Genomic DNA, 24244 nt, shown 5'->3' with positions numbered 1-24244 from the left:
GGACGCCTGCCTGGTAGTGGTTGCCTTGCACCAGCAGGCCGTCGGTCGGATACATCCAGCCGTGTCCCGCGGGTGTGGTCTCCAGGTCGATGGCGAAGTCGGCAGGGCGGCCGCGACGGCGGGGCTCGGCGGGTCGATGGGGGCGGGCGGCTCGCTGGCGGCGGGCGGCTCGGCGGGCGCTTCCGGCATGGCAGTCGCCGGCGCCGGGACACCCCGCGCGGACCCGAACGCCCCCGGCGGCACCTGCGGTTCCGGCACGATCCCGGTCCGCGCCCCCGCCATCTGCATCAGATACGGCGCGAGGAACGCCGCCGCGAACACCCACAGCAGCCCGAACAGGAGCGCCTCCGCCATGCCGAGGCCCACGCCGGCGCTGCCCGTGCCGCTGCCGCCGAGGTCGGACGCGGCCCCGGTGGCCCGCACCCCGAGGCCGCCGAGCGCGCCGAGCAGCAGGAAGAGACCGAGGAAGATCCCGGCAGAAAGGAGCTGTTCACGACGGTCGGCCGACCTGCGCGCGGCCATCACGCCCACGGTCAGCGCGCAGACGGCGCCGAGGGCCAGCGCCCCCACGACCGCCCAGGCGTTGGTGGCGTCGCCGAGCTCGGAGAGGCCGAACGACTGGTGCTGGTAGCCGCCCCCGTACGTCGAACTGCCGCCCGCCTCGAAGGAGATGGGCGCGCCCCAGCCGAGGCCGAGCGCCATGGCGCCGAGGTTCGGCAGCACGAGCAGGGCGAGGACCAGCGGCGACAGGTCGGCCCGGCCCAGGTCGGACACGTCGGAGACGTCGCCCAGGCCGTCGATCTGGGCGATGCCGATGAAGGCGGCGACCGAGCAGATCACGAGGACGACGGCGAGCGCGCGCAGCGCCGTTCCGATGGCCCGCACCAGCGCCGGCGCCCCCGGCCGTGCGGCGAGCCACTGGGCCAGGTCGTCCCGGTGCAGCATTCCGGCGGCGACGGTGAGCGAGATGAGGAGCGCCCCGAGCGCGGCGAGCACCGGCGACGACGAGATCCGCACGCCCTGGACCGAGGGCTGCGCGAACAGGCCGAGCACGAGGACGCCGACGGTCACCAACAGGGCGACGCGCAGGGCGGCTTCGAGCCCGGGCGTGCCGGGGACGGGCGTGGGGTGACCGTCGGGGACGGCCGCGCGGGCCCGGAGGCGCGAGCGCAGGACGCGTACGCCGATCCAGAGCGCCAGGATCCACAGGGCGGTGACGGTGAGAGGGACGAGGGAGAGCGCGGCGCCACCGCTGAGCTCCGCCCCCATGCCACCGCCCCCGGAGCCGAACGGCGAGTCCCCGCCGCCGAAGGGCGAGGAGCCTGAGGAGGCCGACACCTCGAAGCCGCCGCCGAGCGACTGGAGCAGCAACGCGAGCGAGATCCGCATGCGGTCGCCGAACCCGACGACGACGTCACTGCCCTGCCCGTACGAGGGGACGGCGAGGGCGACAGCGGCGATCACCAGGAGTCCGACGGGCCACAGCGCGGCCTGCGCCGAGCCGGCCCAGTCGCCGCGGAAGGCACGCCCGAGGAAGGCGGCGACGGGCGAGGGCCCGCCGGGGGCGAACGCGGGCGGTGGCGGGGCGGCGGGCGGCGCGAGCGGCGGAACAGGCGGCTGACCGGGCTGACCGAAGGGTGCGGCGGGAGGCGCCGACGGAACCTGAACATCGGGCTCGCGCTCCGGCGTTCGTTCCCGCCCGCACTTCATGCAGAAGCGGGCCTCGTCGGGAGCCTGGGCTCCGCAGTGCGGGCAGAACGACGCCATGGGAAGTGCTCCGTCATCCGGGAAAGTCGTACCGTCACCAAGGGTGACCGGCAGTCACCACGTACTCAACGGACACATCTTTCCCGGTGACCGGTTCCCCGTGACGGGGAATCGGCACAACGGACGGGCACCGAACGGGACTTGAAGGCCCGCTGCTCAAAGGACCGGCTACTTGACGCCCCGGTGCAGCGCCACGACACCACCGGTCAGGTTGCGCCACGCCACGTCCGACCAGCCGGCCTTCTGGAGGCGGGCCGCGAGCGCGGGCTGGTCGGGCCAGCTGCGGATCGACTCGGCGAGGTAGACGTACGCGTCCGGGTTCGAGGACACGGCGCGGGCCACCGGAGGCAGGGCGCGCATCAGGTACTCGGTGTACAGGGTGCGGAACGGCGCCCACGTCGGCTGCGAGAACTCGCAGATCACCACGCGCCCGCCGGGCTTCGTCACCCGGTACAGCTCGCGCAGCGCCGTGTCCGTGTCCTGCACGTTCCTGAGGCCGAAGGAGATGGTCACGGCGTCGAACGTGTCGTCCTTGAACGGCAGCTTCGTCGCATCGCCCGCGGTGAACGGCATCCACGGGTGCCGCTTCTTGCCGACCTGGAGCATCCCGATCGAGAAGTCGCAGGGCACGACGTACGCGCCGGCCTGCGCGAACGGCTGCGAGGAAGTCGCCGTACCGGCCGCGAGGTCGAGGACCTTCTGCGCGGGCCGCGCGTCGACTGCCTTCGCGACCTCCTTGCGCCACAGCCGGGCCTGGCCGAGCGAGAGCACGTCGTTGGTGAGGTCGTACCGGTCCGCCACGTCGTCGAACATCGAAGCGACTTCGTGCGGCTGCTTGTCCAGGGATGCGCGGGTCACGCGTCCATTGTGGCAGTACGCCCCCGGGCAGGCGTCAGCGGCGCCGGTACACCAGGCGCCCTTCGATGACCGTGGCCACACAGCTGGCCGGGCCGAGCCGCACGAGCGAGGCGCGGTCCGGCACGTCGAACACGGCGAACCTGGCCGGTCCGCCCACGGTCAGCGGCGGCAGCAGGACGAGCGGCGCCGGCGAGAAGGACACCGGCCCCGGCTGGTTCGGCGGGCGCTGCCCGAGCGCGAGCCCGGCCCTGCGCACCGCGTCCACCACCGCGCGCGAGCGCAGCTCCCCGGCCACGGCGACCGTGCCGTGGGCGAACAGCTGCTGGATGCCGCGCCGCGCGCTGGCCCCGACCCGGGACGGATCGGCGCGGAAGATCTCCCGCGCGCGCTCCCCGACGACCGGCCGCGTGCCGAACTCGTCGGCCTCGCGCGGGTCCGGGTGGTACGTGCCTTCGAGGATCTCGGGCCCGTACGGGTTGAGCAGGCCGGGCGTGAGGATGCCGGGCCACCGTCGCACCCGCGCCTGCGGGCGGACGGCGGCGAGGTCCTCGTACGGGCCGAGGGCGGCGACGGACGCGCCGTCGACCAGGACCGCGGCCTCGGGCGAGGCCTCGGCCACGTGAATCGTCAGCAAAAGGGCCTCAGTTGGTGGAGACGAGCTTCAGCTCGGGGTGCGCCGTGCCGCCCTCGATCGCGGTGGACGAGATGTGCGACTGGACGCGGTCGTCGACCGGGTCGTTCGCCGGGTCGTCGTGCACGACGAGGTGCTCGTACGTCGTGGCGCGCTGCGCGGGGACGCGGCCCGCCTTGCGGATGAGGTCGATGATCTCCAGGCGGTTCGAGCGGTGCTTGGCACCGGCCGAGGAGACGACGTTCTCCTCCAGCATGATCGAACCGAGGTCGTCGGCGCCGTAGTGCAGCGACAGCTGGCCGACCTCCTTGCCGGTGGTCAGCCAGGAGCCCTGGATGTGGGCCACGTTGTCGAGGAAGATCCGCGCGATGGCGATCATCCGCAGGTACTCGAAGAGCGTCGCCTGCGTGCGGCCCTTCAGGTGGTTGTTCTCCGGCTGGTACGTGTACGGGATGAACGCGCGGAAGCCGCCCGTGCGGTCCTGTACGTCGCGGATCATGCTCAGGTGCTCGATGCGCTCGGCGTTGGTCTCGCCGGTGCCCATCAGCATCGTGGACGTCGACTCGACGCCGAGGCGGTGGGCCGCCTCCATGATCTCCAGCCAGCGCTCGCCGGACTCCTTCAGCGGGGCGATCGCCTTGCGGGGGCGGGCCGGGAGGAGCTCGGCGCCGGCGCCCGCGAAGGAGTCGAGGCCGGCCGCGTGGATCCGCTCGATGGCCTCCTCCACGGAGACCTTGGAGATACGGGCCATGTGCTCGACCTCGGACGCGCCGAGGGAGTGGATGACCAGCTGCGGGTACGCCTGCTTGATGGCGGAGAAGTGCTTCTCGTAGTACTCGACGCCGTAGTCCGGGTGGTGGCCGCCCTGGAACATGATCTGGGTGCCGCCGAGTTCGACGGTCTCGGCGCAGCGGCGCAGGATGTCGTCGAGGTCGCGCGTCCAGCCCTTGGCGGTGTCCTTGGGCGCGGCGTAGAAGGCGCAGAACTTGCACGCCGTCACGCAGACGTTCGTGTAGTTGATGTTCCGCTCGATGATGTACGTCGCGATGTGCTCGGTGCCGGCGTAGCGGCGGCGCCTGATGGCGTCGGCGGCCGCGCCGAGCGCGTGCAGGGGGGCGTCGCGGTAGAGGTCGAGCGCCTCTTCGGGGGTGATGCGTCCACCCGCGGCGGCACGGTCGAGGACGGTCTGAAGGTCGGCCTTCTCGGTCACCGGGCGTCCCTTTCGTTTCGTTCGTAAGGGTTGTGGACGGACCGTCTCAGCGTACGCCAGCACGTCCTGCCGCCCGACGTCAGGCGGCGTACGCGCCCATCAGTACGCCCGCCAGCGCGCCCGCGAGCAGGAACGGCCCGAACGGGATCGCCGTCCTGCGGCCGGCCCGCCGGGCGATCACGAGACCCGCGCCGTACAGCGCGGCGAACAGGAACCCGGCGAACGTGCCGATGAACAGGAGCCCCCACCCGTACCAGCCGAGCACCGCCCCCAGGCCGACCGCCAGTTTCACGTCGCCGAACCCCATCCCCTGGGGGTGGATGAGGAAGAGCACGAGGTAGCCGACGCCGAGCGCCACCGCGCCGAGCAGCGCCGTCGGCCAGTCGCCGCCCGGCTCGGGCAGCAGCGCGGCCAGGCCGAGCAGGACGGGGGCGGCCGCGGCTAGGGGCAGGGTGAGGACGTCGGGCAGGCGCTTCACCCGGGCGTCGACCACCGCGAGGAGCACTGCGGGCGGGACGAGGAGGAGCCAGGCGCCCAGTTCGGGGCGGATGCCGGTGGCGGCGGCGAGGGCTGCGCAGACGGCGGCGGTGAGCAGTACGGGCATCGGGGCGCCCGGGCCGAGGGCCCTGCCGCACTCCCCGCACCGCCCGCGCCCCAGCCATCCGCGCACACCGCCCGGCAGCGGATGCCCGTCCGGGCAACTCGCCCGCCAGGTTTCGTCCGGCTCCACGGACAGCCGGTACGCGGCCCGCGGCACGAACAGCCCGGCCACGGCACCCCAGACCGCCCCGGCCACGACCAGCAACAGATCCACCATCCCCACCCCTTCCCCCCGCACCTGTCGGCGTCGCCTACCGGCCGAGCACCGCCAGCGCGAACGCGAGCCGCCGGTCGAGCCAACCGGCCTGCGGCACATACGACTTGACGTCATCGACGTACCCCTGCGTCAGTACGGTCTCCTCGCCGGCCCGCCATGTCACCGGCTTCGCCGTGCGCGTACCGGACTGGTCGCCGCCCTCGGCGCCCAGGCTGAGCACGGAGTCGACGACGCTGCCGACGAGCGCGCCCGCGCCCCGCACCGCGCCGTCCTTGCCGCGCGTCGCGATGCCCTTCGCGCTGCCCTTGGCCCAGTGGTAGCGGGCGACGGCGTCGGGCCGGTCCGGCTGCCGCAGCCAAAGCCCGTGCTGGACAGTGCGCTTCACGGCGGAGGTGCGGTGGACGCGGCCGAGTTCGGCGCCCGCCGCGTCGGTGACCAGATGTGCGTCGCCCGCCGCCGTCACCGTGCACACGAGCCGCTGCGCGCCCCCGGCCTCGTACAGCTCGTGGGGTCCGCCGTCCTCGCCGTCCCCCACGACGTACGCCGCCGGGGCGAAGTGGCGCACGCCCGCGACCGCCGTGGGGACACGTACGGCGAGGCGGCCCTTCACCGGCTTGCGCGGGAACGAGGCGGCCCTCTCGACGTCGGTCACCACGAACCAGCTGACGTCCTCCCACGCCACCGGCTCGACCAGCGGCCCGGCCGCACCCCTGTTCCTGCCGAATCCCATGTCCCCTGCTCCCCCTCTGTGTGTCCCCCCGCACCGTGACACACTCCCCGGATGCCCCGCCCCTCCAAGCCGCCCAAGCCTCCCCGGCCGCGCAAGGCCCGTGGTGGCAACGCCCTGTTCGGCTGTCTGATCTTTCTCGTGATCGGCGGCGGCATCGTCCTCATGGCGGTCGGCGCCTTCCTGTGGGGCGAGACCGTGTGGCGTTGGGCGGACGACGCGTGGCCCGGCGGTGTGCACGCGTTCGCGGTCGTGCTGGGGGCCGTGTTCCCGGCCCTGGTGTGGGCGTTCGCGTTCTCCGGGTTCCGCGTCAACGGCGTGGCGGGCAAAGGGCGTTCGCCGCTGCACCTCGCCGCGGCCGTCCTTGAGGGGATCGCGCTGGTGCTCCTGCTGAGCCTCGTCGTCGACACCTGGCCGCCGTCGGGCCGCGGCGCGTCGAGCCCGAGCTGGGTGTTCGACCACCACCCCTGGGTCTGCGGTACGGGCCTGGCCGCGACGCTCGCCGCGGCGGCGGCCCTGGTCGTGGGGTACATCCGCGTCAGCCGGCGCGCCGCATCGTAGCGACGGGGTCGCCCGCGCGCGGGTTGTCCGTCTCGTAGGTGAGACGGTCGCCCGACTTCGACTCGATCAGGCGGACTTCGTGGCGGCCGGTGGTGCACTGCCCGCCGTTCGACTTCTTGGCGATGCCCGTGGCGACGATCCGGTCCTTCTCGACCCGCTTGAGGACGAGGACGTCCTCGCAGACTGCGCCGATCGGGTCGGTCTGGTGGAACGTGCCGAACTCCTCGCCGATCCGGCCCTGTTCGACGGTGACGCGGAACGTGCCCATCGGCAGCGTGCCGCCGAGGCCGGTGCCGGGTCCTTCCCAAGTGCCCACGAAGGAGGCGGGGACGGTGCCCTTCGGGGCGGAGGCGGAGGCCGTCGCTGCGGGTGGATGGCCGCCCGCGGTGTCGCTCCCGCCCTTCGAGGAGCCGGGCAATAGGTCGAAGAGGAACACCGAGCCGAGGGTGACGGCGGCGAGCGCGCCCGCGACACCGAGCGCGACCGTGCAGCTGATCCTCCGCCCGCGACCGCCTGAGCCCGGCACGGACGTCGCGGCCACACTGACGGAGAGCTTCCCGGCACCCGGCACCTCGGTGCGCGGCGCGGGGACGGCGGCGTCGGCGGAGGCGGGAGCGGGGGCAGAGTCGGCGGGCGCGTGCACGGGCGGGACGACCGGTCCGTACGCGGGATCGGGGGGCCCGAACACCCCGGCGGGCGCCCCCGCCGCGTCCGACGGCCAGTCGACCGACGGCTCGCTGAATCCGACCGGCCCCGAACGTTCCGCGGCACCCGCCGGCGCCGCGCCCTCCAGGTCCAGAAGCGCCACCGCGCTGCGCCCCACCTGCTCCACCAGCGCGCCCGGCAGCCACCCCGCCGCCACGAGCCGGGCCGCGCCCTGCGGGGCGAGAGCGCTCGCGACTTCCTCGGGCGTGGGCCGCGCGGCCGGGTCCTTCGCCAGGCACGCGGCGGCGACGTCGCGCAGTTCCCCGCGCGCCAGGCCGAGTTCGGGCTCCTCGTGCACCACCTTGTAGAGGAGCGCGGCCGACGAGTCGCCGGAGAACGGAGAGGTGCCGGTCACCGCGTAGACGAGGACCGCGCCGAGGGAGAAGACATCGGCGGCGCCCGTGACGCCCTTGCCGAGGATCTGCTCGGGCGCCATGTATCCGGGCGACCCGATCGAGACGCCGGTGGAGGTGAGGGAGGCGGTGCCGTCGGTGGCGCGGGCGATACCGAAGTCGATCAGGCGCGGGCCGTCCACGGTGAGCAGCACGTTCGACGGCTTCACGTCGCGGTGGACGAGCCCGAGGCCGTGCACCGCCGCCAGCGCCTCGGCGAGGCCCGCACCCAGGACCTGTACGGAGTGGTCGGGCAGGGCGCGCTCCTTCACGGCCTGCGCGAGGGAGGGACCGGCCACGTAACCGGTCGCCACCCACGGCACGGACGCCTCCGGGTCGGCGTCGAGGACCGGCGCGGTCCAGGCGCCCCCGACCCGCCGCGCGGCGTCCACCTCGCGCCGGAAGCGCGCCCGGAACTCCTCGTCGAGCGCGAAGTGCGGATGGACGACCTTCACTGCGACGGTGCGGCCTCCGGCGCTGCGCCCCAGATAGACGCGGCCCATGCCGCCGGAACCAAGCCTTCCGAGCAGCCGGTAGGGCCCGATCGTGGTCGGTTCGCCGGCTTCCAGCGACTGCATGGCCTGGCCTCCCCCTGTGCCCACGCTCCAGTCGGGCCAGGGTAGTCCTCCCCTGTCACGCCCTCCCGTATGTCACGCCTTCCCGTAGTCGCCGCCTCGCGGAACGCATCGCTCCGATATCCGCGCGCCTCGTGTATTCAAAACGTTCACCGGTGAAATTCCTGACGTTCACAGCCGATCGTCACCGAACAGCCCGTTGTTTCCGGATAGCCGGAATTGCCCCGCACGCGAGAGGGGCGGCACGCAGAAGGCGTACGCGAATTCCCGCGGGGGAATTCCCGTACGCCTTCCGGGGACGGCGGAGCTACCGCGTCAGGGTTGCAGCAGATCGACCCGGACATCGGCCGCGAAGCCGGTCGTCGGGCCCACCCGGCGGGCGAACTCCGTGACGCCCTCCAACTGCCGCGCGCCGAAGCGGAAGTCGAGCGTCGTGAAATAGCGCTCGAGGACCTGCTCGTCGAAGACCTCCCAGCGCGAGGCCTGCTCGGCGACCTTGGTGACCTCTTCCAGGGACACGTCCCGGGAGGCGAGGAACGCCTCGTGCACCTTGCGCGTGATGAGCGGCTCGCGCTCCGCGTAGTCCTTGCGGGCGGCCCACACGGCGAAGACGAACGGCAGTCCCGTCCACTCCTTCCACAGGGCGCCCAGGTCGTGGACCTGGAGCCCGAGGCGCGGCGCGTCGTGGAGGTTGGCGCGCAGGGCCGCGTCCCCGATGAGCACGGCCGCGTCCGCGTCCTGCATCATCAGGCCCAGGTCCGGCGGGCACGTGTAGTAGTCGGGCTGCACGCCGAAACGGTCGGCGAGCAGCAGCTGCGCGAGGCGCACGGACGTGCGCGAGGTGGAGCCGAGCGCGACCCGCCGCCCGTCGAGCTGGTCGAGAGGTACCTGCGAGACGATCACGCAGGACATCACCGGGCCGTCGCAGCCGACCGCGAGGTCGGGGAAGGCGACGAGCTGGTCGGCGGCCTTCAGGAACTCGACGAGGGTGATGGGCGCGATGTCGAGGTCGCCCTGGACGAGGCTCTCGCTGAGCTTCTCCGGGGTGTCCTTCGTGAGCTCGAGGTCGAGGAGCGTTCCCGTCCTGGCAAGTCCCCAGTACAGGGGCATGCAGTTGAGGAACTGGATGTGGCCGACTCGTGGCCGGTTGCGCTGCGGGGTCTCGGGAGAATTGTCCACATCGCGAGGCTAGACCCCATGCGGTACGGTGCAGGCTTCAGGGTCCCCGAGTCGGCTCTGTCAACCCTTTGACGCCCCGTGTCAAACCTCCGGGTGACGTGATCTTTCCCTCTATTGCATTCCGGCGCCTGCGTGCTAGGCTCGCCCGCAAGTTGCAGTTTGGTTTCCCTTGCAGTACAGAGCCTGCGGAGCATGTGACCGCGGGCTCTCGTCGTATTCAGACTTTTGCAGTTGTTCGCAAGTGCATTTGCAGGTTCTGGAGCAGGGCGACCCTTTGGCCCAAGGAGGGCTTATGGCTACCGGAACCGTGAAGTGGTTCAACGCTGAAAAGGGCTTTGGCTTCATTGCCCAGGAAGGCGGCGGCCCGGACGTCTTCGTCCACTACTCCGCGATCAACGCAAACGGCTTCCGCTCCCTCGAGGAGAACCAGGCCGTGAGCTTCGACGTCACGCAGGGTCCGAAGGGCCCGCAGGCGGAGAACGTCACCCCCATGTAAGTGGGGCGTCCCCAGGTTTTGCCCTTGGGACGTCGTGACTCCGGAACGGATGCAGTACCCAAGGAGCCCCGCTCCGCCAAGTGCCCCGGCACGAGGCGGAGACGGGGCTCCTGCCTTTTGCTCACGCGTACTGCATGACCAGGACGCACGTCGTACCCGGCTCCAGGGCGCGGCAGGTGTGCGGGACGTCGCCGGGGTACGACATGTAGTCGCCCGGGCCGAGTTCGACCGGGTCGTCCTGGGGTCCCGCGAGGACCCGGCCGGTGCCCACCACGATGTGCTCGACAGCGCCCGGCATATGGGGCTCCGAGTCGCGGGGCGCGCCGGGTTCGACCTGAAGGAAGTAGAGGTCGCGCCGGGAGCCCGGCGGGTTCGGCGAGAGCAGCGTCGCCGCGTAGTCGGCCTGCTCCGACGGGACCGCGACCCCCTCGCCCGCCCTGATGACCTGGACGACGGGGCGGGGCGCGTCGAGCAGCAGACTCGGCGGCACGTCGAGCGCGACGCTCAGCGCCCAGAGGGTCTCCAGACTCGGGTTCCCGCTCGCCGACTCCAGTTGCGAGAGCGTGGACTTGGCGATCCCCGCGCGCTTGGCCAGCTCGGACAGGGAGATCCCGGCCCGGCCGCGCTCCCGGCGCAGGGCCGCGGCGATCCGGTCGAGGGGGAGGCGGGGGGTCTGGCCGGCCATGCTGCTCCTACTCACCGTTCGTTCGCTAGGGCGGACCAGATCGTTCGCCTTGACGAACAGACGGCCCTGTGCCCATTCTACGAGTATGCGTTCGCCACACCGAACAGATGGTCCTCTTGAACGAACAGCCGAGGACCGGGCCGCACCCTCGGACCCCGCCGCCGCTCCCGCCCACAGCGACCGGCGGCTCCTGCGCGACATCGCGCTCGTCTGCCTCGCCGACGCCGTCGTGGGGGTCTCCTTCGGCGCGATCGCGGTCACCGGCGGGCTGCCCGTCTGGGTTCCCGTACTGATGTCGCTGATCGTCTTCGCCGGGTCGGCGCAGTTCAGCACCGTCGCCGTACTCGCGGCGGGTGGCGGCCCCGTGGCCGCCGCGGCGACCGGGCTGCTGCTCAACACGCGCACAGCGGCGTTCAGTCTGGCCGTCGCCGACGCGCTCGGCCGGTCCTGGCCCGCGCGTCTCGTCGGCGCACACCTCGTCACCGACGAGACGGCGGCGTTCGTCCTCGCCCAGCGGGATCCCCGGCGGCGCAGGGCGGCGTTCTGGATATCGGGCCTCGGGCTCTTCGCGGCCTGGAACCTCAGCGTGCTCGCCGGGGCGCTGGCGGGCTCCGCGCTCGGGGACACGGCCAGGTTCGGTCTGGACGCGGCGTTCCCGGCGGTGCTCCTTGCCCTCGTCCTGCCCGCGCTGCGCGGCGGGGCCGGGGTGCGACGGGCCGCGGCGGCCGGTGCGGTGATCGCGGTCGCCGCGACGCCGGTGCTGCCCGCGGGGATGCCGGTCCTGCTGGCGCTGACGGGCCTGCTCGTGGCCCGCACTCCCCGCCGGGGATCCCCGTCCCTCACGACCGGACGGGGATCCTCCTCCCCTACGACCGGCCCGGAGGCCCCGACCCGTACGACCTCCCCGGGAGCCTCCTCGTGAACGCCACGCTCGTCGCCGTCCTCGTCCTGGCCGCCGGGACCTATGCCTTCCGGCTCACCGGGCCCCTGTTGCACGGGCGGGCCGAACTGCCCGCGCGGGTACAGGAGTTGCTGACCGTCGGGGCGACCGTGCTGCTGGTGGCGCTGCTCGCGACGGGGGCGCTGACCGAGGGACACGGGTTCGCCGGGTGGGCCCGGCCCGCCGGGGTGCTGGCCGGCGGGCTGCTCGCGTGGCGGAAGGCGCCCTTCGCCGTCGTCGTCGTGGTGGCCGCCGCGACGACGGGCCTCCTGCGGCTCGCGGGCGTGTCGTAACGACCCCTGCCGATACGGGAATCCGCTCCCGATCGGGCGGGTTACGCCTCCAACTCGCTCCCGGACGGGCCGATTCGGCAACGTACGGACGGATAGCGGACCCGACCGGTCACGCGGACCGCCTTCGTGGGAACCGCCGCTACTCTGATCGGCCCGCGTCACCGACCGGACCCCGGCGCAGAGGTTGGGTATACCGATTTCTGCGCCCGCACCGATGCCAGGGCCCGCCCGCCCGGCACGTGCTGGCCGCATCCGACCGGAACGCAGCACGACGCAGCACGACGGAGGCACCAGAACATGCCGGAGCTCCTGCACACCCGGGCCGCGGGACTCGTCGGCAGGGGCGGCGCCGCGGCCGCGCTCGAACGGCTGCTGCGCGAGAAGCGCCTGGTGACGGTCGCCGGGCCGGGCGGGGTCGGCAAGAGCGCGCTCGCCGCCGAAGTCGTACGGCGCATGCACCGCGAACCCTGGTCCGCGAAGGGCACCGCCGACCTGGCCACGCTCGACATCCCCGGGCTCGTGCCGCACGCGCTCGCCCGCGCCCTGCGCCTCGCCCGCGATCCCGCGGTGCCGCAGCTCCCCGCGCTGGCCGCCGCGATCGGGCGGCGCCCGGCGCTCCTCGTCGTCGACACCTGCGAGCGGCAGGCCGCCGAGTGCGCCGCCACGCTGCTGCACCTCGTACAGGCGTGCCCGGAGCTGCGCGTCATCGCCACCAGCAGGGTCCCGCTGGACACCCCGGTCACGTTCCCGCTGCCCCCGCTCGCCCCCGACGTCGCGGCCCGCCTGCTCAGGACGGCCGCGCTGGCACTCGGCGCGCCGCGGGCCCCGGACCCCGAGCCGGCCCGCCGCATCTGCGCGGCGCTCGGCGGTCTGCCGCTCGCCCTGCGCATCGCCGCGGGCCAGCTGAAGGGCCACGACGCCGACGATCTGCTGTCACTGATCGGCCGCCCCGAGCGCCTGCTCGACCTGCCCGCCCCGATGCCCGGACTGCCGCACCGGCTGCGCACGCTGCGCGCCTCGCTGCGCTGGAGCCAGCGGCTCTGCCCGCCCGGCGAGCGGCTGCTGTGGGCGCGGGCCTCCGTCTTCACGGGACCCTTCACCCTGGCCGACACGGTGACGGTGTGCGCGGACGACCGGCTGCCGCCCGACGAACTCGCCCGTGCCTTCGAGGGGCTCGCGGCCCACTGCCTGATCACACCCGAACCGTCGGGCCCCGGCGCCTTCCGCATGACGGCGGCCACGCGCGCGTACGGCAAGCATCTGCTGGAACGGCTCGGCGAGGACGCCGAGTTCCGGCGGCGCTGCCTGGCGCACTGCCTGCACAACGCCCCCGCCTTGCCGTCCTAGCCCTTCTTGGGCAGGGCCCAGGCCGCCAGCGCCGCCGTCACGCACAGGAGCCCGCCCGCGACGATCAGGCTGGCACGCATGCCCCCGAGGGAGAAGCCGTCGCTCGCGCCGCCGGCGATGAGGGAGCCGAAGAGGGCGACGGCGAGGGCGCCGCCGGTCTGACGGAACGCGTTCAGGAGGCCGGAGGCCGTGCCCGCGCGGGCCGCCGGGACGCTGTCCATGAGCAGGGCGGTGAGCGCGGGGACCGCGAACGCGCCGCCCATGCCCGTCGGGACGAGCAGCAGAAGGATGAGCCAGACCGGGGTGTCCGCGGCCAGGGGCAGGAGGCAGAACATGCCGAGGGCGAGGACGGCCTGTCCGGTCACGATGACGGGACGGCGGCCGAAGCGTTCGGCCATCGGCGGGGAGATCAGGTTGGTCGACGTGATGATCGCCGCCAGCGGTACGAACATGAGGCCGGCCTCGGTGCCGGACATGCCGCGCAGCTGCTGGTAGTAGAGGCCGAGCAGGAAGATCGCGCCGTAGAAGGCCACGTTGACCGCGAAGCCGATGGCGAGGGACACGCTCACGTCGCGCCGCCGCAGCAGGGGCAGCGGGACCATGGGCGCGCGGTGGCGCTTCTCGGCGGCGAGGAAGGCGAGCGCCCCGGCGACGGCCACGGCGAGTGCCGCGAGGACCGACGGGGCGGTCCAGCCGGCGTGGCCGCCCTCGATGACCGCGAAGGCGAGCCCGGCGAGCGCGAGGACCGCGGTGACCTGACCGGCCAGGTCGAGCGGGGCGGGACGGCGCGGGGAGCGCGGGACGCTGACGAGGAGGGCCAGGATCAGGGCGCCCACGGGCAGGTTCAGGAAGAAGACGGCGCGCCAGCCGGCGGCCTCGGTGAGGATGCCGCCGAGGACAGGGCCTACGGCCATGGCGACCGAACCGCCCACCGTCCACAGCGCGATGGCCCGAGCGCGGTGCCGCGCGTCGTCGTAGGCCTGGCGGATCAGCGCGAGCGAGGCCGGCATCACGATGGCAGCGGCGCCGCCCTGGACGACACGGGCCGCGACGAGCGTGCCGATGCCGGGCGCGAGGGCGCAGGCGAGCGAGGCCAGGGTGAACAGTCCGACGCCCCAGGCGTAGGCCCGCCGCGCACCGGCCCGGTCGGCGAGCGCACCGGCGGAGAGCATGAGCGCGGCGAACATCAGGGTGTACGCGTCGACGATCCACTGAAGCCCGGTGATGCCGCCGTGCAGCGACGTACGGATGGCGGGCAGGGCGATGTTCACGGCGGACACGTCGATGGAGATGACGGTGAAGCCGAGGAGCGCGGCGACGAGGGCGTGACCGGACGCCTGTACGGGTGTCGGCGCACCGGCCGCCGGGCCGGGGGCGCGGGTCGGGTTCCGCTGGTCGGGGCGGGTGGCGGCGGACGGCATGTTCGGGGCTCCTCGGGTGGAGAAACGGGTGGGCGACGCGGTCCGTCGGTCCTCCCCGGTAAGGCTTCGTGCGGGCGGCTCCGGCGACCGCGTCCGCGGCCCGGTGTCGTGCACCCCCTGGGTCCGCGGTGGCCGGGCCGCCCGCAACGGGATCAACTCTGCGCGGAGTTGGCGCGAGGTGGCAGGGCGCCGTTCACCGGGGCGCGCTGTTCCTGGCCCTGACACGGCCCCCCACAGACGTCGCCGGGCAGGGAGAATGGGGGTATGGCTGGTGGAGCGACGCAGGACGGCACGGAACTGGGCAGGTACCTCAAGGCGCGGCGCGCGCTCGTGAGCCCGCAGGACGCGGGGCTGCCCGCGGGAGCGGGGATCCGGCGAACGCCCGGCCTGCGCCGCGAGGAGCTGGCGACGCTCTCCGGCGTCAGCGTCGACTACTACACGCGGCTGGAGCGCGGCCGCGAGACGAACCCCTCCACGGCCGTGATCGACGCCATCAGCCGAGCCCTGCGGCTGTGCGGCGACGCGCACGAGCGCCTCCACGACCTGGCCGAGCTGGCTTCGGGCCGCCTCACCGAGCCGCACCCCACGACCGACCGCACGGTGCGCGACTCGGTCCTGCGGGTCCTGGAGGCGCTCAGCCCGCTGCCCGCGTACGTGGTGAGCCGGCACAACTACGTGCTGGCGGCGAACCCGGCGGGCCGCCGCCTCCTGCCCGGCCTGTGGGACTGGCCGGACGAGGAGCGCAACATCACGCGGTATCTGTTCCTGCACCCCGTGGGCCGCAAGCTCTACGTCCCCTGGGAGGAGACGGTCGCGCAGTCGGTGGCGCACCTGCGCGCAGTGGGCGGCAAGGACCCGAACTCGCCGGAACTGGCCGCCCTCGTCGGTGAACTCGTCCTGAAGTCACCGGAGTTCGCGAGACTCTGGGACCGTTACGAGGTCCTGGAGCGCGGCGGCGGCACCAAGACGTTCGCGCACCCCAAGGTCGGCGCGATGACCCTCACGTTCGAGGTCATGCAGCTGGCGCGCACGGGCGGGCAGCGCCTCGTCACCTATCAGGCCCAGCTCGGCAGCCCGGACGAGGCGGCGATGCTGCGCCTGGACCCGGCGGCCCGCCCGGACCGCCGGGAGTCCTGAACTCCCTTACGCCACAGTCCGGTTCGAGTTTCCTCGTGCACCGGGCGCGCAGGGCGTTCCATCTCGACCAATTCCTGACCGTTGAGTAACCTTACTCGGAAGTAAATTACTGACCGAGCAGGGAGCCGGACCATGGCCGACCGCTATCTGAACTTCACCGGCACGGCCCCGGGCCGCTTCCTGACCCGCCGCCTGGGTCTCCCCCAGCCCGCACAGCTGCACCGCTGGACGCCCGAACGGCCCGCGCTGGACGGCCCGTTGCTCCATCTCACGGCTGGCGAATCCGTGCACACGGCGGAGCTCGCGGGGCTGCTTGCGCGCACCGGCCTCGATGTGCGGGCGGCGGCCGAGCGCCCCGCCGCGATCGTCCTCGACGCCACGGCGGTCACGGACGTTCCCACGCTCGCCGAGGTGCAGGCGGCCCTGCACCCGGTCGCGCGCTCGGTCGCGTCCAGTGGCCGGATCGTGGTGCTCGGCGCCCCGCTCTCCCGCGACGACCACCACCAGGCCGCCACCCAGCAGGCACTCGAAGGGTTCGTGCGCTCCCTCGGCAAGGAGACCGGCCGCGGCCGCACCGTCACCCTCGTACGGGTCGAAGGGCCCGTGGCAGCCGCCGAGTCGACGCTGCGTTTCCTCCTGTCCCCCAAGTCCGCGTACGTCAGCGGCCAGGTGATCGAGGTCGCTGCCGGCGAGACCACAGCGCCCGCCGACTGGGCGCGTCCCCTGGCCGGCCGCACGGCCCTGATCACCGGCGCCGCGCGCGGCATCGGCGAGGCGGTGGCGGAGGTCCTCGCGCGGGACGGGGCCCGCCTGATCCTCTTGGACGTCCCGTCCGCGCAGGCGGACCTCGAGGCATTGGCCGCCCGCCTCGACGCGACCGCGCTGCCCCTTGACATCACGTCCCCCGACGCGGCCGAGCGGATCGCGGACGCCGTCCCCGCCCTGGACACCCTCGTCCACAACGCGGGCATCACCCGGGACCGCACCCTGGCCAAGATGCCCGCCGACCGCTGGGCCACGGTCCTCGACGTGAACCTGGCGAGCGTCCTGACCACCACGGACGCGCTGCTCAAGTCCGGCACGCTCAGCCACGGCGGCCGCATCGTCGCCACCGCGTCCATCGCCGGTCTCGCGGGCAACGCGGGCCAGACGAACTACGCGGCGAGCAAGGCGGGCATCGCCGGACTGACCCGGGCCCTCGCCCCCAAGGCACTCGCCGAACACGGCGTCACGGTCAACGCGGTGGCACCCGGCTTCATCGAGACGAAGATGACGGCCGCGGTCCCGCTGTTCATCCGCGAGGCGGGCCGCCGCATGAACTCGCTCGGGCAGGGCGGGCTGCCGGTGGACGTGGCGGAGACGACGGCGTGGTTCGCGCACCCCGCCTCCGGCGCCGTCAACGGCCAGGTCGTCCGGGTCTGCGGCCAGAGCCTGCTCGGGGCGTGACGACCATGACGACCGTCACGCTCACCGCCACCCCGTCCCTGCCGCCCCTCCTCGCCCGCGGCGCCCTCCTCTCCCCCCTCAAGCGCCCGCGCCCCGGCGCCGAGGCCCCCGTGACCCGCCTGGTCCTGCCCGCCGCACGCGCCGACCGCACCCGCCTGGCCGCGTACCGCGAGGTGTGCGGCTTCGACCGGGACGCCGCCGCGCTCCCGGTCACGTATCCGCACGTCCTCGGCTTCCCCCTGGCGATGCGGATCATGGCGGGGCGGCGCTTCCCGCTCCCCCTGCTCGGCCTCGTCCACACCTCCCTCACCGTCACCCAGGGGCACGACCTGCCGGTCGACGAGGCGTACGAACTCTCCGTATACGTCAAGGAGTTGGTACCCCACCGGCGCGGCACCGAGGCCACCGTCGTCACCGAGCTGCGGGCGGGCGACACGCGCGCGTGGACCTCGACCAGCACCTACCTGGCGCGCCACCGCACCGACACACCCCCCAGGGACAACGCAGCGCCCGAGGAGCGTCCCGAACCGCTGCCCGCAGTGGCCGAGTGGAAACTGCCGGGCGACCTGGGCCGCCGCTACGGCGCCGCGTCCGGCGACCGCAACCCCATCCATCTGCACCCGCTCACGGCCCGCCTCTTCGGCTTCCCGCGCGCCATCGCGCACGGCATGTGGACCGTCGCCCGCTGCATCGCCGAACACGGCGCCGAGGGCGAGGTGCAGGTGCGCGCCGCGTTCAAGGCACCCGTACTCCTGCCGGCGAGCGTGACGTACGCGTCCCGGGGGCCCGCCTTCGAGCTCCGGTCGGCGACGCGCACCCATGTCACGGGCGAGGTGCTACGCGCCGGGGGCGGGTGACCAGCGCCGACCCTCCATCAGGTTCCCGAGGCCCGACCAGGCGAAGTTCATCAGCGTGGCCGCGGCCTCCTTGGCCGTGACCGACGGGTCCGTGTTGGCCCAGCCGGCCAGCGACTCCGCGGCCCCGACCAGCGCCTGCGCGAGCCCGGCGACCTCGCGGTCGGGCAGCGCGGGATCGCCGTGCGCCTTTCTGGCCGCCGCCGCGAGCAGCCCGGTCACGAACGCGACGATCTCCTCCCGCACGGCGGTGACCTCGACGACGAACGGTTCGCCTCCCGTCCGCGCGTGGCTGTGCAGGACGGCCCAGCCGTCGGGGTTCTGAGCCGTGTGCGTGAAGAACGCCCGGAGCCCGTCCCACAGCTGCCGGTCGGCGTCCCCGCCTCCGGAGACGCCCACGCGTACCGCCGCGACCAGGGCCGCCGACTCGCGCTGGATGCACGCGGAGAAGAGCTCTTCCTTGGAGTTCAGATAGAGGTAGACCAGCGGTTTCGACACTCCGGCGAACTCCGCGATCTCGTCCATCGACGCGGCCCGGTACCCACGCTCCCCGAACACCCGCACCGCCGCGTCGAGCATCTGACGCTCCCGCACGGCCCGCGGCATCCGCTTCACCCTCACTTCGCCCACCCCGGCCCCCGCCTCTCTCCACACCGCGTCCGCCCGCAAGCGTAGCCACCACAACGCACACACCCCGCACCACGACCGGAGGGAACCGGCGGGTGCGGGGTGCGGACGGGTACGAGCCTGGGGACTCAGGCGGCGGCACCCACCGCCTGAGGCTCGTCCTCGTGCCGGCTCTCGACCACGAGCTCCTCGACGGGAGACGCGGTGGCGTTGTCGTACTTCACGCGGTCCAGGATGTTCTCGCGGGCGGCCACGATGACCGGCACGAGCGCCTGTCCGGCCACGTTGGTGGCGGTGCGCATCATGTCCAGGATCGGGTCGATGGCGAGGAGCAGGCCCACGCCCTCCATCGGGAGGCCGAGCGTCGACAGGGTCAGGGTCAGCATGACCGTGGCGCCGGTGAGTCCGGCGGTCGCGGCGGAGCCGATCACCGAGACGAACGCGATGAGCAGGTACTCCTTGATGCCGAGCTGTACGTCGAAGATCTGCGCGACGAAGATCGCGGAGATCGCCGGGTAGATCGCGGCGCAGCCGTCCATCTTGGTCGTCGCGCCGAACGGCACGGCGAAGGAGGCGTAGTTGCGCGGGACGCCGAGGCGCTCGGCGGACTGCTGGGTGACGGGCATCGTGCCGACGGAGGAGCGGGACACGAAGGCCAGCTGGATCGCGGGCCAGGCGCCCTTGAAGAACTGGAGCGGGTTCAGCTTGGCGACGGTCGCGAGGAGCAGCGGGTAGACGCCGAAGAGGACCAGGGCGCAGCCGACGTAGATGTCGATCGTGAACGTCGCGTAGTTGCCGAGGAGGTCCCAGCCGTACTGGACGATGGCGCGGCCGATGAGGCCGGCGGAGCCGATCGGGGCGAGCAGGATGACCCACCACAGGGCCTTCTGCAGCAGCTCGAGCACCGACTCGGACAGGGAGAGGATCGGCTGGGCCTTCGGGCCGATCTTCAGGATGGCGACACCGGCGACGACCGCCATGAAGACGATCTGCAGGACGTTGAGCTCGGTGAACGGCGTGACGACATCGGTCGGGACGATGCCGGTCAGGAAGTCCAGCCAGGAGCCGGCGTGGTCGGGCTTGGAGCCGTCGGCCGGGGTGAGGTTCGAGCCGTTGCCCGGGTTGGTGATCAGGCCGATCGCGAGGCCGATGACGACCGCGATCAGCGAGGTGATCATGAACCACAGGAGGGTGCGGCTGGCGAGCCGCGCAGCGTTGTTGACCTTCCGCAGATTGGTGATGGACACCAGGATCGCGAAGAAGACCAGCGGGGCCACGGCCAGCTTCAGGAGCTGGATGAAGATGCCGCCGACCTTGTCGAGGGTCGTGGCGAGCCAGGACACGTCGTAGGTGCGGGCGACGTAGCCGAGCACGAGGCCGACGACCAGGCCGAGCAGGACCTGGGCCCAGAAGGGGATGGGTATCCGGAAGCGGGGCTTCTGCTTCTCGGACGCGGACGCGGTGTTCGCGGACACGGACACACTCCAGTGATGACGCGCGGGTGGGGTTGGACGTAAGGAAGCGGCCACCGCGGGAGGAAGAACCAGGGGCGCCGCTGCATCGGGGGGAGTCGCTTCAGAGGCGACAGGCCGCGGACATGCAACGGCAGAGGTCGACATGCAGGCGCGCCACGAGCGGAACACTCATGGGCATGCGGGCTGCGGATGTCTTCATGTCAATCACGTTAACACTCATGCTTTGAGAACATCAAAGGGGTTCTTTGGGGAAGAAATGACCCACTCCATGACCCTTGGGCCTGGAAAACGCAGGTGGCCCCGGCATCGAGCGATGCCGGGGCCACCTGCGTTGTGACGAAGCTTACGAGTCCCTTACACGGGACTTCGGGGACAAGGTGCGTTACGAGGCGCTCTGCGCGCGGGCCGTGTCGTCCGCGATGTCTTCCTGCGTGCGGTTGCGCTCGTAGTTGGCCTTCGTGCGGTCGACGCGCTCGACGATCTTGACCGAGGCCCGGTCGCGCTCCTTGCGCAGCGCGACGTAGCTGATCGGCGCGGAGATGACGAGACCGAGCAGGGCGATCCACAGGAAGTACGAGCCGCCGGCGCCGCGGGGCACGATGCCCGTCGAGGCGAGACCCCAGACGACAAGGAAGCAGCCCGCGAAGATCCCGAAGCGCATCAGCGTGTAGCGGAGCATGTCAATCCACTCTTCCGTTCCGAATCGGTCCTACGCACCACCAAGTGAAGCATGCGGCCCCGGAAGGGCATTGAGCGGTACCGCAAGTAATGGTTAGAGTGACCCAATGACCCTTACGTTTCAGCTGGACCCGCCGACCGATCCGGCGCTGCGGGACGACGTCCTCGCGCTCTGGGCCGACGTGTCCAACGCGGGCGGAGCGGTCGGCTTCGTCCCGCCCGTCACCACCGAGGACATCCGCCCCGAGCTGGTCAGGCACCTCGCCGCGATGGCCGAGGGCCGCACCCGGCTCCTGGTCGGACGTGACGAGGAGGGCGCTGTCGCGGCGACGGCCTTCTTCACGCACAACCAGCACCGCCTGCAGAAGCACTACATCTGGCTGTACACGGTGATGATCCACCCGCGGTACCAGGGCAAGGGGTACGGGCGGGAGCTGATGGCCGCCGCGGCCGACGCCGCCCGCGCCTTCGACGGCATCGAGGCCATCCGTCTCACCTGCCGCGGCGGCACCGGCGCCGACCGTTTCTACGCGGCGTGCGGCTACAAGGAGGTCGGCCGTGTCCCCGGCGCGATCCGGGTGGCCCCCGGCGACGACCGCGACGACATCACGATGCTGCTGCCGGTGACATGACATGAGCGAAGAGGGGCCCCGGCAAACCGGCCGGAGCCCCTCTTCGCGATTGCGTCTGTCGTCAGAGACGTCGTCAGATCAGAGACGACGTCAGACCCGCATCGCCTGCGGCGTCTCGCGCCGCGCCGGGTCCGGGCCGTCGTACTCGCGGATGATCTCGTACCGGGTGTTCCGCTCGACGGGCCGGAAGCCGGCGTCGCGGATCAGGTCGAGCAGGTCCTCACGGGTCAGCTTGTTCGGCGTCCCGTAGTTGTCCGCGTCGTGCGTGATCTTGTACTCGACGACCGAGCCGTCCATGTCGTCGGCGCCGTGCTGGAGCGCGAGCTGGGTGGTCTGCACGCCGTGCATGACCCAGAAGCACTTCACGTGCGGCACGTTGTCGAACAGGAGCCGGGAGACCGCGAAGGTCTTGAGCGCCTCGGCGCCGGTCGCCATGGTCGTACGCGCCTGGAGGCGGTTGCGGACCTTGCCGTCCTTCATGTCGACGAAGTCGTGCTGGTAGCGCAGCGGGATGAAGACCTGGAAACCGCCGGTCTCGTCCTGGAGTTCGCGCAGGCGCAGCACGTGGTCGACGCGGTGACGGGGCTCCTCGATGTGCCCGTACAGCATCGTGGACGGGGTCTTGAGACCCTTCTCGTGCGCGAGGCGGTGAATCCGCGACCAGTCCTCCCAGTGGGTGGCGTGGTCGACGATGTGCTGGCGGATCTCCCAGTCGAAGATCTCCGCGCCGCCGCCGGTCAGCGACTCGAGACCGGCGTCGATCAGCTCGTCGAGGATCTCGGAGGCGGAGAGCCCGGAGATCGTCTCGAAGTGGTGGATCTCCGTCGCCGTGAACGCCTTCAGCGCGACGTTCGGCAGCGCCTCCTTGAGGGCCTTCAGGGAGCGCGGGTAGTAACGCCAGGGCAGCGTCGGGTGCAGGCCGTTGACGATGTGCAGCTCGGTGAGGTTCTCGTTCTCCATCGCCTTGGCGAGGCGGACGGCCTCCTCGATGCGCATCGTGTACGCGTCCTTCTCGCCCGGCTTGCGCTGGAACGAGCAGTACGCACACGAGGCGGTGCACACGTTCGTCATGTTGAGGTGGCGGTTGACGTTGAAGTGGACGACGTCGCCGTTCTTGCGCGTGCGCACCTCGTGGGCGAGTCCGCCCAGCCAGGCCAGGTCGTCCGACTCGTACAGCGCGACGCCGTCCTCACGGGACAGCCGCTCGCCGTCCCGCACCTTCTGCTCCAGCTCGCGCTTGAGCCCTACGTCCATTGCCATTGCTCCTCACCAAAGACTGCGGCCAACCGTACTCCCCCACCCTTCGGGCGGGAGGGGCCCCCATCAGGCACTACGTGCCCGCCCCTACTCCTCCTCCGGCAGCTCCCCCACTCGGTTCTCCCACTTGGTGGACAGCACGATCGTGGTGCGCGTGCGTGAGACACCCTTCGTGCCGCTGAGCCGGCGGATGGTGCGCTCCAGGCCGTCCACGTCGCCGACCCGCACCTTGAGCATGTACGAGTCGTCGCCCGCGATGAACCAGCAGTCCTCGATCTCGTGCAGGTCCTTGAGCCGGTGCGCCACGTCCTCGTGGTCGGCGGCGTCGGAGAGCGAGATGCCGATCAGGGCGGTGACGCCGAGGCCGAGCGAGGGCGAGTCGACGGTCGCGCGGTACCCGGTGATGACGCCGGCCGCTTCGAGACGGTTGATGCGGTCGGTGACGCTGGGCCCGGACAGGCCTACGAGGCGTCCCAGCTCGGCATACGAGGCGCGGCCGTTCTCGCGCAGAGCCTGAATGAGCTGCCTGTCCACGGCGTCCATAGGTCCATGCCTTTCATTATTCTGCGTTGACGCGAGTTTACGTGTAGAATCTAAGGCGTGCAGGGCGTTGCCCCTGTGAATCTTTCAGCCGAAACCCGGTTTCACCTTCGGCTGACCTTTCAAGCGATCTTCGACTACCGATCAAAGACGATCATTCAGGAGTGTTGCCACCGTGTACACGATCGAGATGGCCTACGCCCGTATGCGCGAGCTGCAGGACCAGGCCAACCGCTCGCGTGCCCACCAGTCCGCCGTCGAGGCGCGTGCCGCTGAGAAGCGGGCCGCGCGCGCCAAGAAGCGCTAACGGTCCGGAGAGCCGCCCCCGAGCTCTCCCTGCCACCGGCGGTAGAGCCGATGCGGCACCCCCGCCGCGTCGAGCGCCCGCCCGGCGACGAAGTCCACCAGATCCTGGATGTGCGTCGCCCCCGCGTAGAACGCCGGAGAGGCGGGCAGCACCACGGCGCCCGCCTCGTCCAGCGCCACCAGATGCTTCAGCGTCTGTCCGTTCAGCGGTGTCTCGCGCACCGCGACGACCAGCCTGCGCCCTTCCTTGAGCGTCACGCTCGCCGCGCGCTGGAGCAGATCCTTCGACAGGCCGAGCGCCACACCCGCCACGCACGCCGTGGACGCGGGGACGATGATCATGCCCTTCGCCGGATACGACCCGGACGACGGTCCCGCCGCCAGATCCCCGGCGGACCAGTACCTGACCTGGTCGAGCCGGTCGCCCATCGCGAACGTGGCCGGCTTCCCGTCCGCCCCGCGCGCCAGCCACTCACCCAGGTCCTCGCGCCAGTGCGCGTCCCGGAACGCGATACCCGTCTCGTCGAGCAGCGTCAGCCGCGAGGCCCGCGAGACGACGAGGTCCACGCTCTCCCCCGCGTCGAGCAGCGCGCGCAGAACCGCGGCGGCATACGGGGTCCCCGACGCGCCGGACACCCCCACGATCCAAGGCCGGCGCCCATTTTCTCCTGCGGTCATGCCGTCGAGC

General features: G+C 72.2%; 25 protein-coding genes and 1 pseudogene. 10 read left to right on the top strand and 16 right to left on the bottom strand.

The window, feature by feature from the left end:
• Positions 1–1698: 1698 nt before the first annotated feature.
• From CG723_RS49040 to CG723_RS37525, 6 genes and pseudogenes are all read right to left on the bottom strand, one after another.
• Positions 1699–1767: pseudogene (locus tag CG723_RS49040) on the bottom strand (zinc-ribbon domain-containing protein); the annotation flags it as partial.
• Between the two features lie 168 nt (positions 1768–1935).
• On the bottom strand, positions 1936–2625 hold the full coding sequence (locus CG723_RS37545) for a demethylmenaquinone methyltransferase (protein ID WP_100598020.1): 690 nt from the start codon (positions 2623–2625) through the stop codon (positions 1936–1938).
• Between the two features lie 34 nt (positions 2626–2659).
• Entirely contained in the window at positions 2660–3259 is a 600-nt protein-coding gene (locus tag CG723_RS37540; protein ID WP_100598019.1) for a hypothetical protein, read from the bottom strand.
• Positions 3260–3266: 7 nt separating this feature from the next.
• Positions 3267–4466, bottom strand: a complete 1200-nt coding sequence (gene mqnC / locus CG723_RS37535; RefSeq protein ID WP_100598018.1) for a cyclic dehypoxanthinyl futalosine synthase — start codon at positions 4464–4466, stop codon at positions 3267–3269.
• Between the two features lie 79 nt (positions 4467–4545).
• Complete coding sequence (locus tag CG723_RS37530; protein ID WP_100598017.1) at positions 4546–5283, bottom strand: prepilin peptidase; 738 nt, start codon at positions 5281–5283, stop codon at positions 4546–4548.
• A 34-nt stretch (positions 5284–5317) separates the two neighbouring features.
• The gene (locus tag CG723_RS37525) at positions 5318–6013 is read right to left on the bottom strand and encodes a hypothetical protein (RefSeq protein ID WP_100598016.1); all 696 of its coding nucleotides are present in this window, start codon (positions 6011–6013) and stop codon (positions 5318–5320) included.
• Between the two features lie 51 nt (positions 6014–6064).
• On the opposite strand from CG723_RS37525, the gene CG723_RS37520 reads away from it, so the two are divergent.
• On the top strand, positions 6065–6571 hold the full coding sequence (locus CG723_RS37520) for a hypothetical protein (RefSeq protein ID WP_100598015.1): 507 nt from the start codon (positions 6065–6067) through the stop codon (positions 6569–6571).
• Here the strand turns inward: CG723_RS37520 and CG723_RS37515 are convergent.
• Together CG723_RS37515 and CG723_RS37510 are read right to left on the bottom strand one after the other, a co-directional pair.
• The gene (locus CG723_RS37515) at positions 6549–8246 is read right to left on the bottom strand and encodes a serine/threonine-protein kinase (RefSeq protein WP_100598014.1); all 1698 of its coding nucleotides are present in this window, start codon (positions 8244–8246) and stop codon (positions 6549–6551) included. The two genes, CG723_RS37520 and CG723_RS37515, sit on opposite strands and share 23 nt — an antisense overlap.
• 312 nt (positions 8247–8558) lie before the next feature.
• Positions 8559–9422 carry a menaquinone biosynthetic enzyme MqnA/MqnD family protein gene (locus CG723_RS37510; protein ID WP_100598013.1) on the bottom strand — a complete coding sequence of 288 codons (864 nt, stop codon included), beginning with the start codon at positions 9420–9422 and terminating at the stop codon, positions 8559–8561.
• Between the two features lie 292 nt (positions 9423–9714).
• On the opposite strand from CG723_RS37510, the gene CG723_RS37505 reads away from it, so the two are divergent.
• A complete protein-coding gene (locus CG723_RS37505) occupies positions 9715–9918 on the top strand; it encodes a cold-shock protein (RefSeq protein ID WP_006138897.1) in 204 nt (67 codons plus the stop codon).
• Between the two features lie 121 nt (positions 9919–10039).
• Here the strand turns inward: CG723_RS37505 and CG723_RS37500 are convergent, their stop codons facing one another.
• Positions 10040–10603, bottom strand: a complete 564-nt coding sequence (locus CG723_RS37500) for a helix-turn-helix domain-containing protein (RefSeq protein WP_100598012.1) — start codon at positions 10601–10603, stop codon at positions 10040–10042.
• An 85-nt stretch (positions 10604–10688) separates the two neighbouring features.
• Between CG723_RS37500 and CG723_RS37495 the strand changes: the two genes are divergently transcribed.
• From CG723_RS37495 to CG723_RS37485, 3 genes are all read left to right on the top strand, one after another.
• The gene (locus CG723_RS37495; protein WP_100598011.1) at positions 10689–11525 is read left to right on the top strand and encodes an AzlC family ABC transporter permease; all 837 of its coding nucleotides are present in this window, start codon (positions 10689–10691) and stop codon (positions 11523–11525) included.
• Positions 11522–11836, top strand: a complete 315-nt coding sequence (locus tag CG723_RS37490; protein WP_100598010.1) for an AzlD domain-containing protein — start codon at positions 11522–11524, stop codon at positions 11834–11836. The genes CG723_RS37495 and CG723_RS37490 overlap by 4 nt, the downstream gene beginning before the upstream one ends.
• A 297-nt stretch (positions 11837–12133) precedes the next feature.
• The gene (locus CG723_RS37485) at positions 12134–13183 is read left to right on the top strand and encodes an ATP-binding protein (protein ID WP_100598009.1); all 1050 of its coding nucleotides are present in this window, start codon (positions 12134–12136) and stop codon (positions 13181–13183) included.
• Here the strand turns inward: CG723_RS37485 and CG723_RS37480 are convergent.
• On the bottom strand, positions 13180–14604 hold the full coding sequence (locus CG723_RS37480; protein WP_100598008.1) for an MFS transporter: 1425 nt from the start codon (positions 14602–14604) through the stop codon (positions 13180–13182). The genes CG723_RS37485 and CG723_RS37480 overlap by 4 nt on opposite strands.
• Positions 14605–14868: 264 nt before the next feature.
• Here CG723_RS37480 and CG723_RS37475 point away from each other — a divergent pair, with 264 nt between their 5' ends.
• The 3 genes from CG723_RS37475 to CG723_RS37465 all read left to right on the top strand — a co-directional run bounded on the left by CG723_RS37475 (position 14869) and on the right by CG723_RS37465 (position 18044).
• A complete protein-coding gene (locus CG723_RS37475; RefSeq protein ID WP_100598007.1) occupies positions 14869–15741 on the top strand; it encodes a helix-turn-helix domain-containing protein in 873 nt (290 codons plus the stop codon).
• A 132-nt stretch (positions 15742–15873) separates the two neighbouring features.
• Entirely contained in the window at positions 15874–17187 is a 1314-nt protein-coding gene (locus tag CG723_RS37470) for a 3-oxoacyl-ACP reductase (RefSeq protein WP_100598006.1), read from the top strand.
• A 5-nt stretch (positions 17188–17192) separates the two neighbouring features.
• The gene (locus tag CG723_RS37465; protein WP_100598072.1) at positions 17193–18044 is read left to right on the top strand and encodes a MaoC/PaaZ C-terminal domain-containing protein; all 852 of its coding nucleotides are present in this window, start codon (positions 17193–17195) and stop codon (positions 18042–18044) included.
• Here the strand turns inward: CG723_RS37465 and CG723_RS37460 are convergent.
• The 3 genes from CG723_RS37460 to CG723_RS37450 all read right to left on the bottom strand — a co-directional run bounded on the left by CG723_RS37460 (position 18024) and on the right by CG723_RS37450 (position 20822).
• Positions 18024–18671: a TetR/AcrR family transcriptional regulator gene (locus tag CG723_RS37460; RefSeq protein WP_100598005.1), complete on the bottom strand. Its 648-nt coding sequence runs from the start codon at positions 18669–18671 to the stop codon at positions 18024–18026. The genes CG723_RS37465 and CG723_RS37460 overlap by 21 nt on opposite strands.
• A 125-nt stretch (positions 18672–18796) precedes the next feature.
• Positions 18797–20143 carry a dicarboxylate/amino acid:cation symporter gene (locus CG723_RS37455; protein ID WP_100598004.1) on the bottom strand — a complete coding sequence of 449 codons (1347 nt, stop codon included), beginning with the start codon at positions 20141–20143 and terminating at the stop codon, positions 18797–18799.
• 382 nt (positions 20144–20525) lie between these two features.
• Positions 20526–20822, bottom strand: coding sequence for a DUF4229 domain-containing protein (locus CG723_RS37450; protein WP_100598003.1), 297 nt, complete (start codon positions 20820–20822; stop codon positions 20526–20528).
• Between the two features lie 106 nt (positions 20823–20928).
• Here CG723_RS37450 and CG723_RS37445 point away from each other — a divergent pair, with 106 nt between their 5' ends.
• A complete protein-coding gene (locus tag CG723_RS37445) occupies positions 20929–21453 on the top strand; it encodes a GNAT family N-acetyltransferase (protein ID WP_100598002.1) in 525 nt (174 codons plus the stop codon).
• Positions 21454–21543: 90 nt separating this feature from the next.
• Here CG723_RS37445 and mqnE read toward each other — a convergent pair whose 3' ends face one another.
• Both mqnE and CG723_RS37435 read right to left on the bottom strand, forming a co-directional pair.
• The gene (mqnE, locus tag CG723_RS37440; protein ID WP_100598001.1) at positions 21544–22707 is read right to left on the bottom strand and encodes an aminofutalosine synthase MqnE; all 1164 of its coding nucleotides are present in this window, start codon (positions 22705–22707) and stop codon (positions 21544–21546) included.
• 90 nt (positions 22708–22797) lie between these two features.
• Entirely contained in the window at positions 22798–23253 is a 456-nt protein-coding gene (locus CG723_RS37435; protein WP_100598000.1) for an Lrp/AsnC family transcriptional regulator, read from the bottom strand.
• A gap of 172 nt (positions 23254–23425) precedes the next feature.
• Between CG723_RS37435 and CG723_RS48775 the strand changes: the two genes are divergently transcribed.
• On the top strand, positions 23426–23557 hold the full coding sequence (locus CG723_RS48775; protein WP_267893758.1) for a hypothetical protein: 132 nt from the start codon (positions 23426–23428) through the stop codon (positions 23555–23557).
• On the opposite strand, the gene CG723_RS37430 is transcribed toward CG723_RS48775, so the two are convergent.
• On the bottom strand, positions 23554–24234 hold the full coding sequence (locus CG723_RS37430) for a UbiX family flavin prenyltransferase (protein WP_100597999.1): 681 nt from the start codon (positions 24232–24234) through the stop codon (positions 23554–23556). The two genes, CG723_RS48775 and CG723_RS37430, sit on opposite strands and share 4 nt — an antisense overlap.
• Positions 24235–24244: the final 10 nt, after the last annotated feature.

Source organism: Streptomyces sp. CB01635 (assembly GCF_002803065.1).
Lineage (GTDB): Bacteria > Actinomycetota > Actinomycetes > Streptomycetales > Streptomycetaceae > Streptomyces.
This window is presented reverse-complemented; position numbering and strand designations above follow the sequence as displayed.

Bases quoted from the DNA above. Each gene is read 5' to 3' on its own strand.
- CG723_RS37505 (WP_006138897.1), top strand. From the start codon at position 9,715: ATGGCTACCGGAACCGTGAAGTGGTTCAACGCTGAAAAGGGCTTTGGC.
- CG723_RS37480 (WP_100598008.1), bottom strand. From the start codon at position 14,604: ATGCCGTCCGCCGCCACCCGCCCCGACCAGCGGAACCCGACCCGCGCC.
- CG723_RS37430 (WP_100597999.1), bottom strand. From the start codon at position 24,234: ATGACCGCAGGAGAAAATGGGCGCCGGCCTTGGATCGTGGGGGTGTCC.
- CG723_RS37445 (WP_100598002.1), top strand. From the start codon at position 20,929: ATGACCCTTACGTTTCAGCTGGACCCGCCGACCGATCCGGCGCTGCGG.
- CG723_RS37475 (WP_100598007.1), top strand. From the start codon at position 14,869: ATGGCTGGTGGAGCGACGCAGGACGGCACGGAACTGGGCAGGTACCTC.
- CG723_RS37525 (WP_100598016.1), bottom strand. From the start codon at position 6,013: ATGGGATTCGGCAGGAACAGGGGTGCGGCCGGGCCGCTGGTCGAGCCG.
- CG723_RS37530 (WP_100598017.1), bottom strand. From the start codon at position 5,283: ATGGTGGATCTGTTGCTGGTCGTGGCCGGGGCGGTCTGGGGTGCCGTG.
- CG723_RS37470 (WP_100598006.1), top strand. From the start codon at position 15,874: ATGGCCGACCGCTATCTGAACTTCACCGGCACGGCCCCGGGCCGCTTC.
- CG723_RS37485 (WP_100598009.1), top strand. From the start codon at position 12,134: ATGCCGGAGCTCCTGCACACCCGGGCCGCGGGACTCGTCGGCAGGGGC.
- CG723_RS37495 (WP_100598011.1), top strand. From the start codon at position 10,689: ATGCGTTCGCCACACCGAACAGATGGTCCTCTTGAACGAACAGCCGAG.
- CG723_RS37500 (WP_100598012.1), bottom strand. From the start codon at position 10,603: ATGGCCGGCCAGACCCCCCGCCTCCCCCTCGACCGGATCGCCGCGGCC.
- CG723_RS37450 (WP_100598003.1), bottom strand. From the start codon at position 20,822: ATGCTCCGCTACACGCTGATGCGCTTCGGGATCTTCGCGGGCTGCTTC.
- CG723_RS37520 (WP_100598015.1), top strand. From the start codon at position 6,065: ATGCCCCGCCCCTCCAAGCCGCCCAAGCCTCCCCGGCCGCGCAAGGCC.
- mqnE (WP_100598001.1), bottom strand. From the start codon at position 22,707: ATGGACGTAGGGCTCAAGCGCGAGCTGGAGCAGAAGGTGCGGGACGGC.
- CG723_RS37465 (WP_100598072.1), top strand. From the start codon at position 17,193: ATGACGACCGTCACGCTCACCGCCACCCCGTCCCTGCCGCCCCTCCTC.
- CG723_RS37435 (WP_100598000.1), bottom strand. From the start codon at position 23,253: ATGGACGCCGTGGACAGGCAGCTCATTCAGGCTCTGCGCGAGAACGGC.
- CG723_RS37515 (WP_100598014.1), bottom strand. From the start codon at position 8,246: ATGCAGTCGCTGGAAGCCGGCGAACCGACCACGATCGGGCCCTACCGG.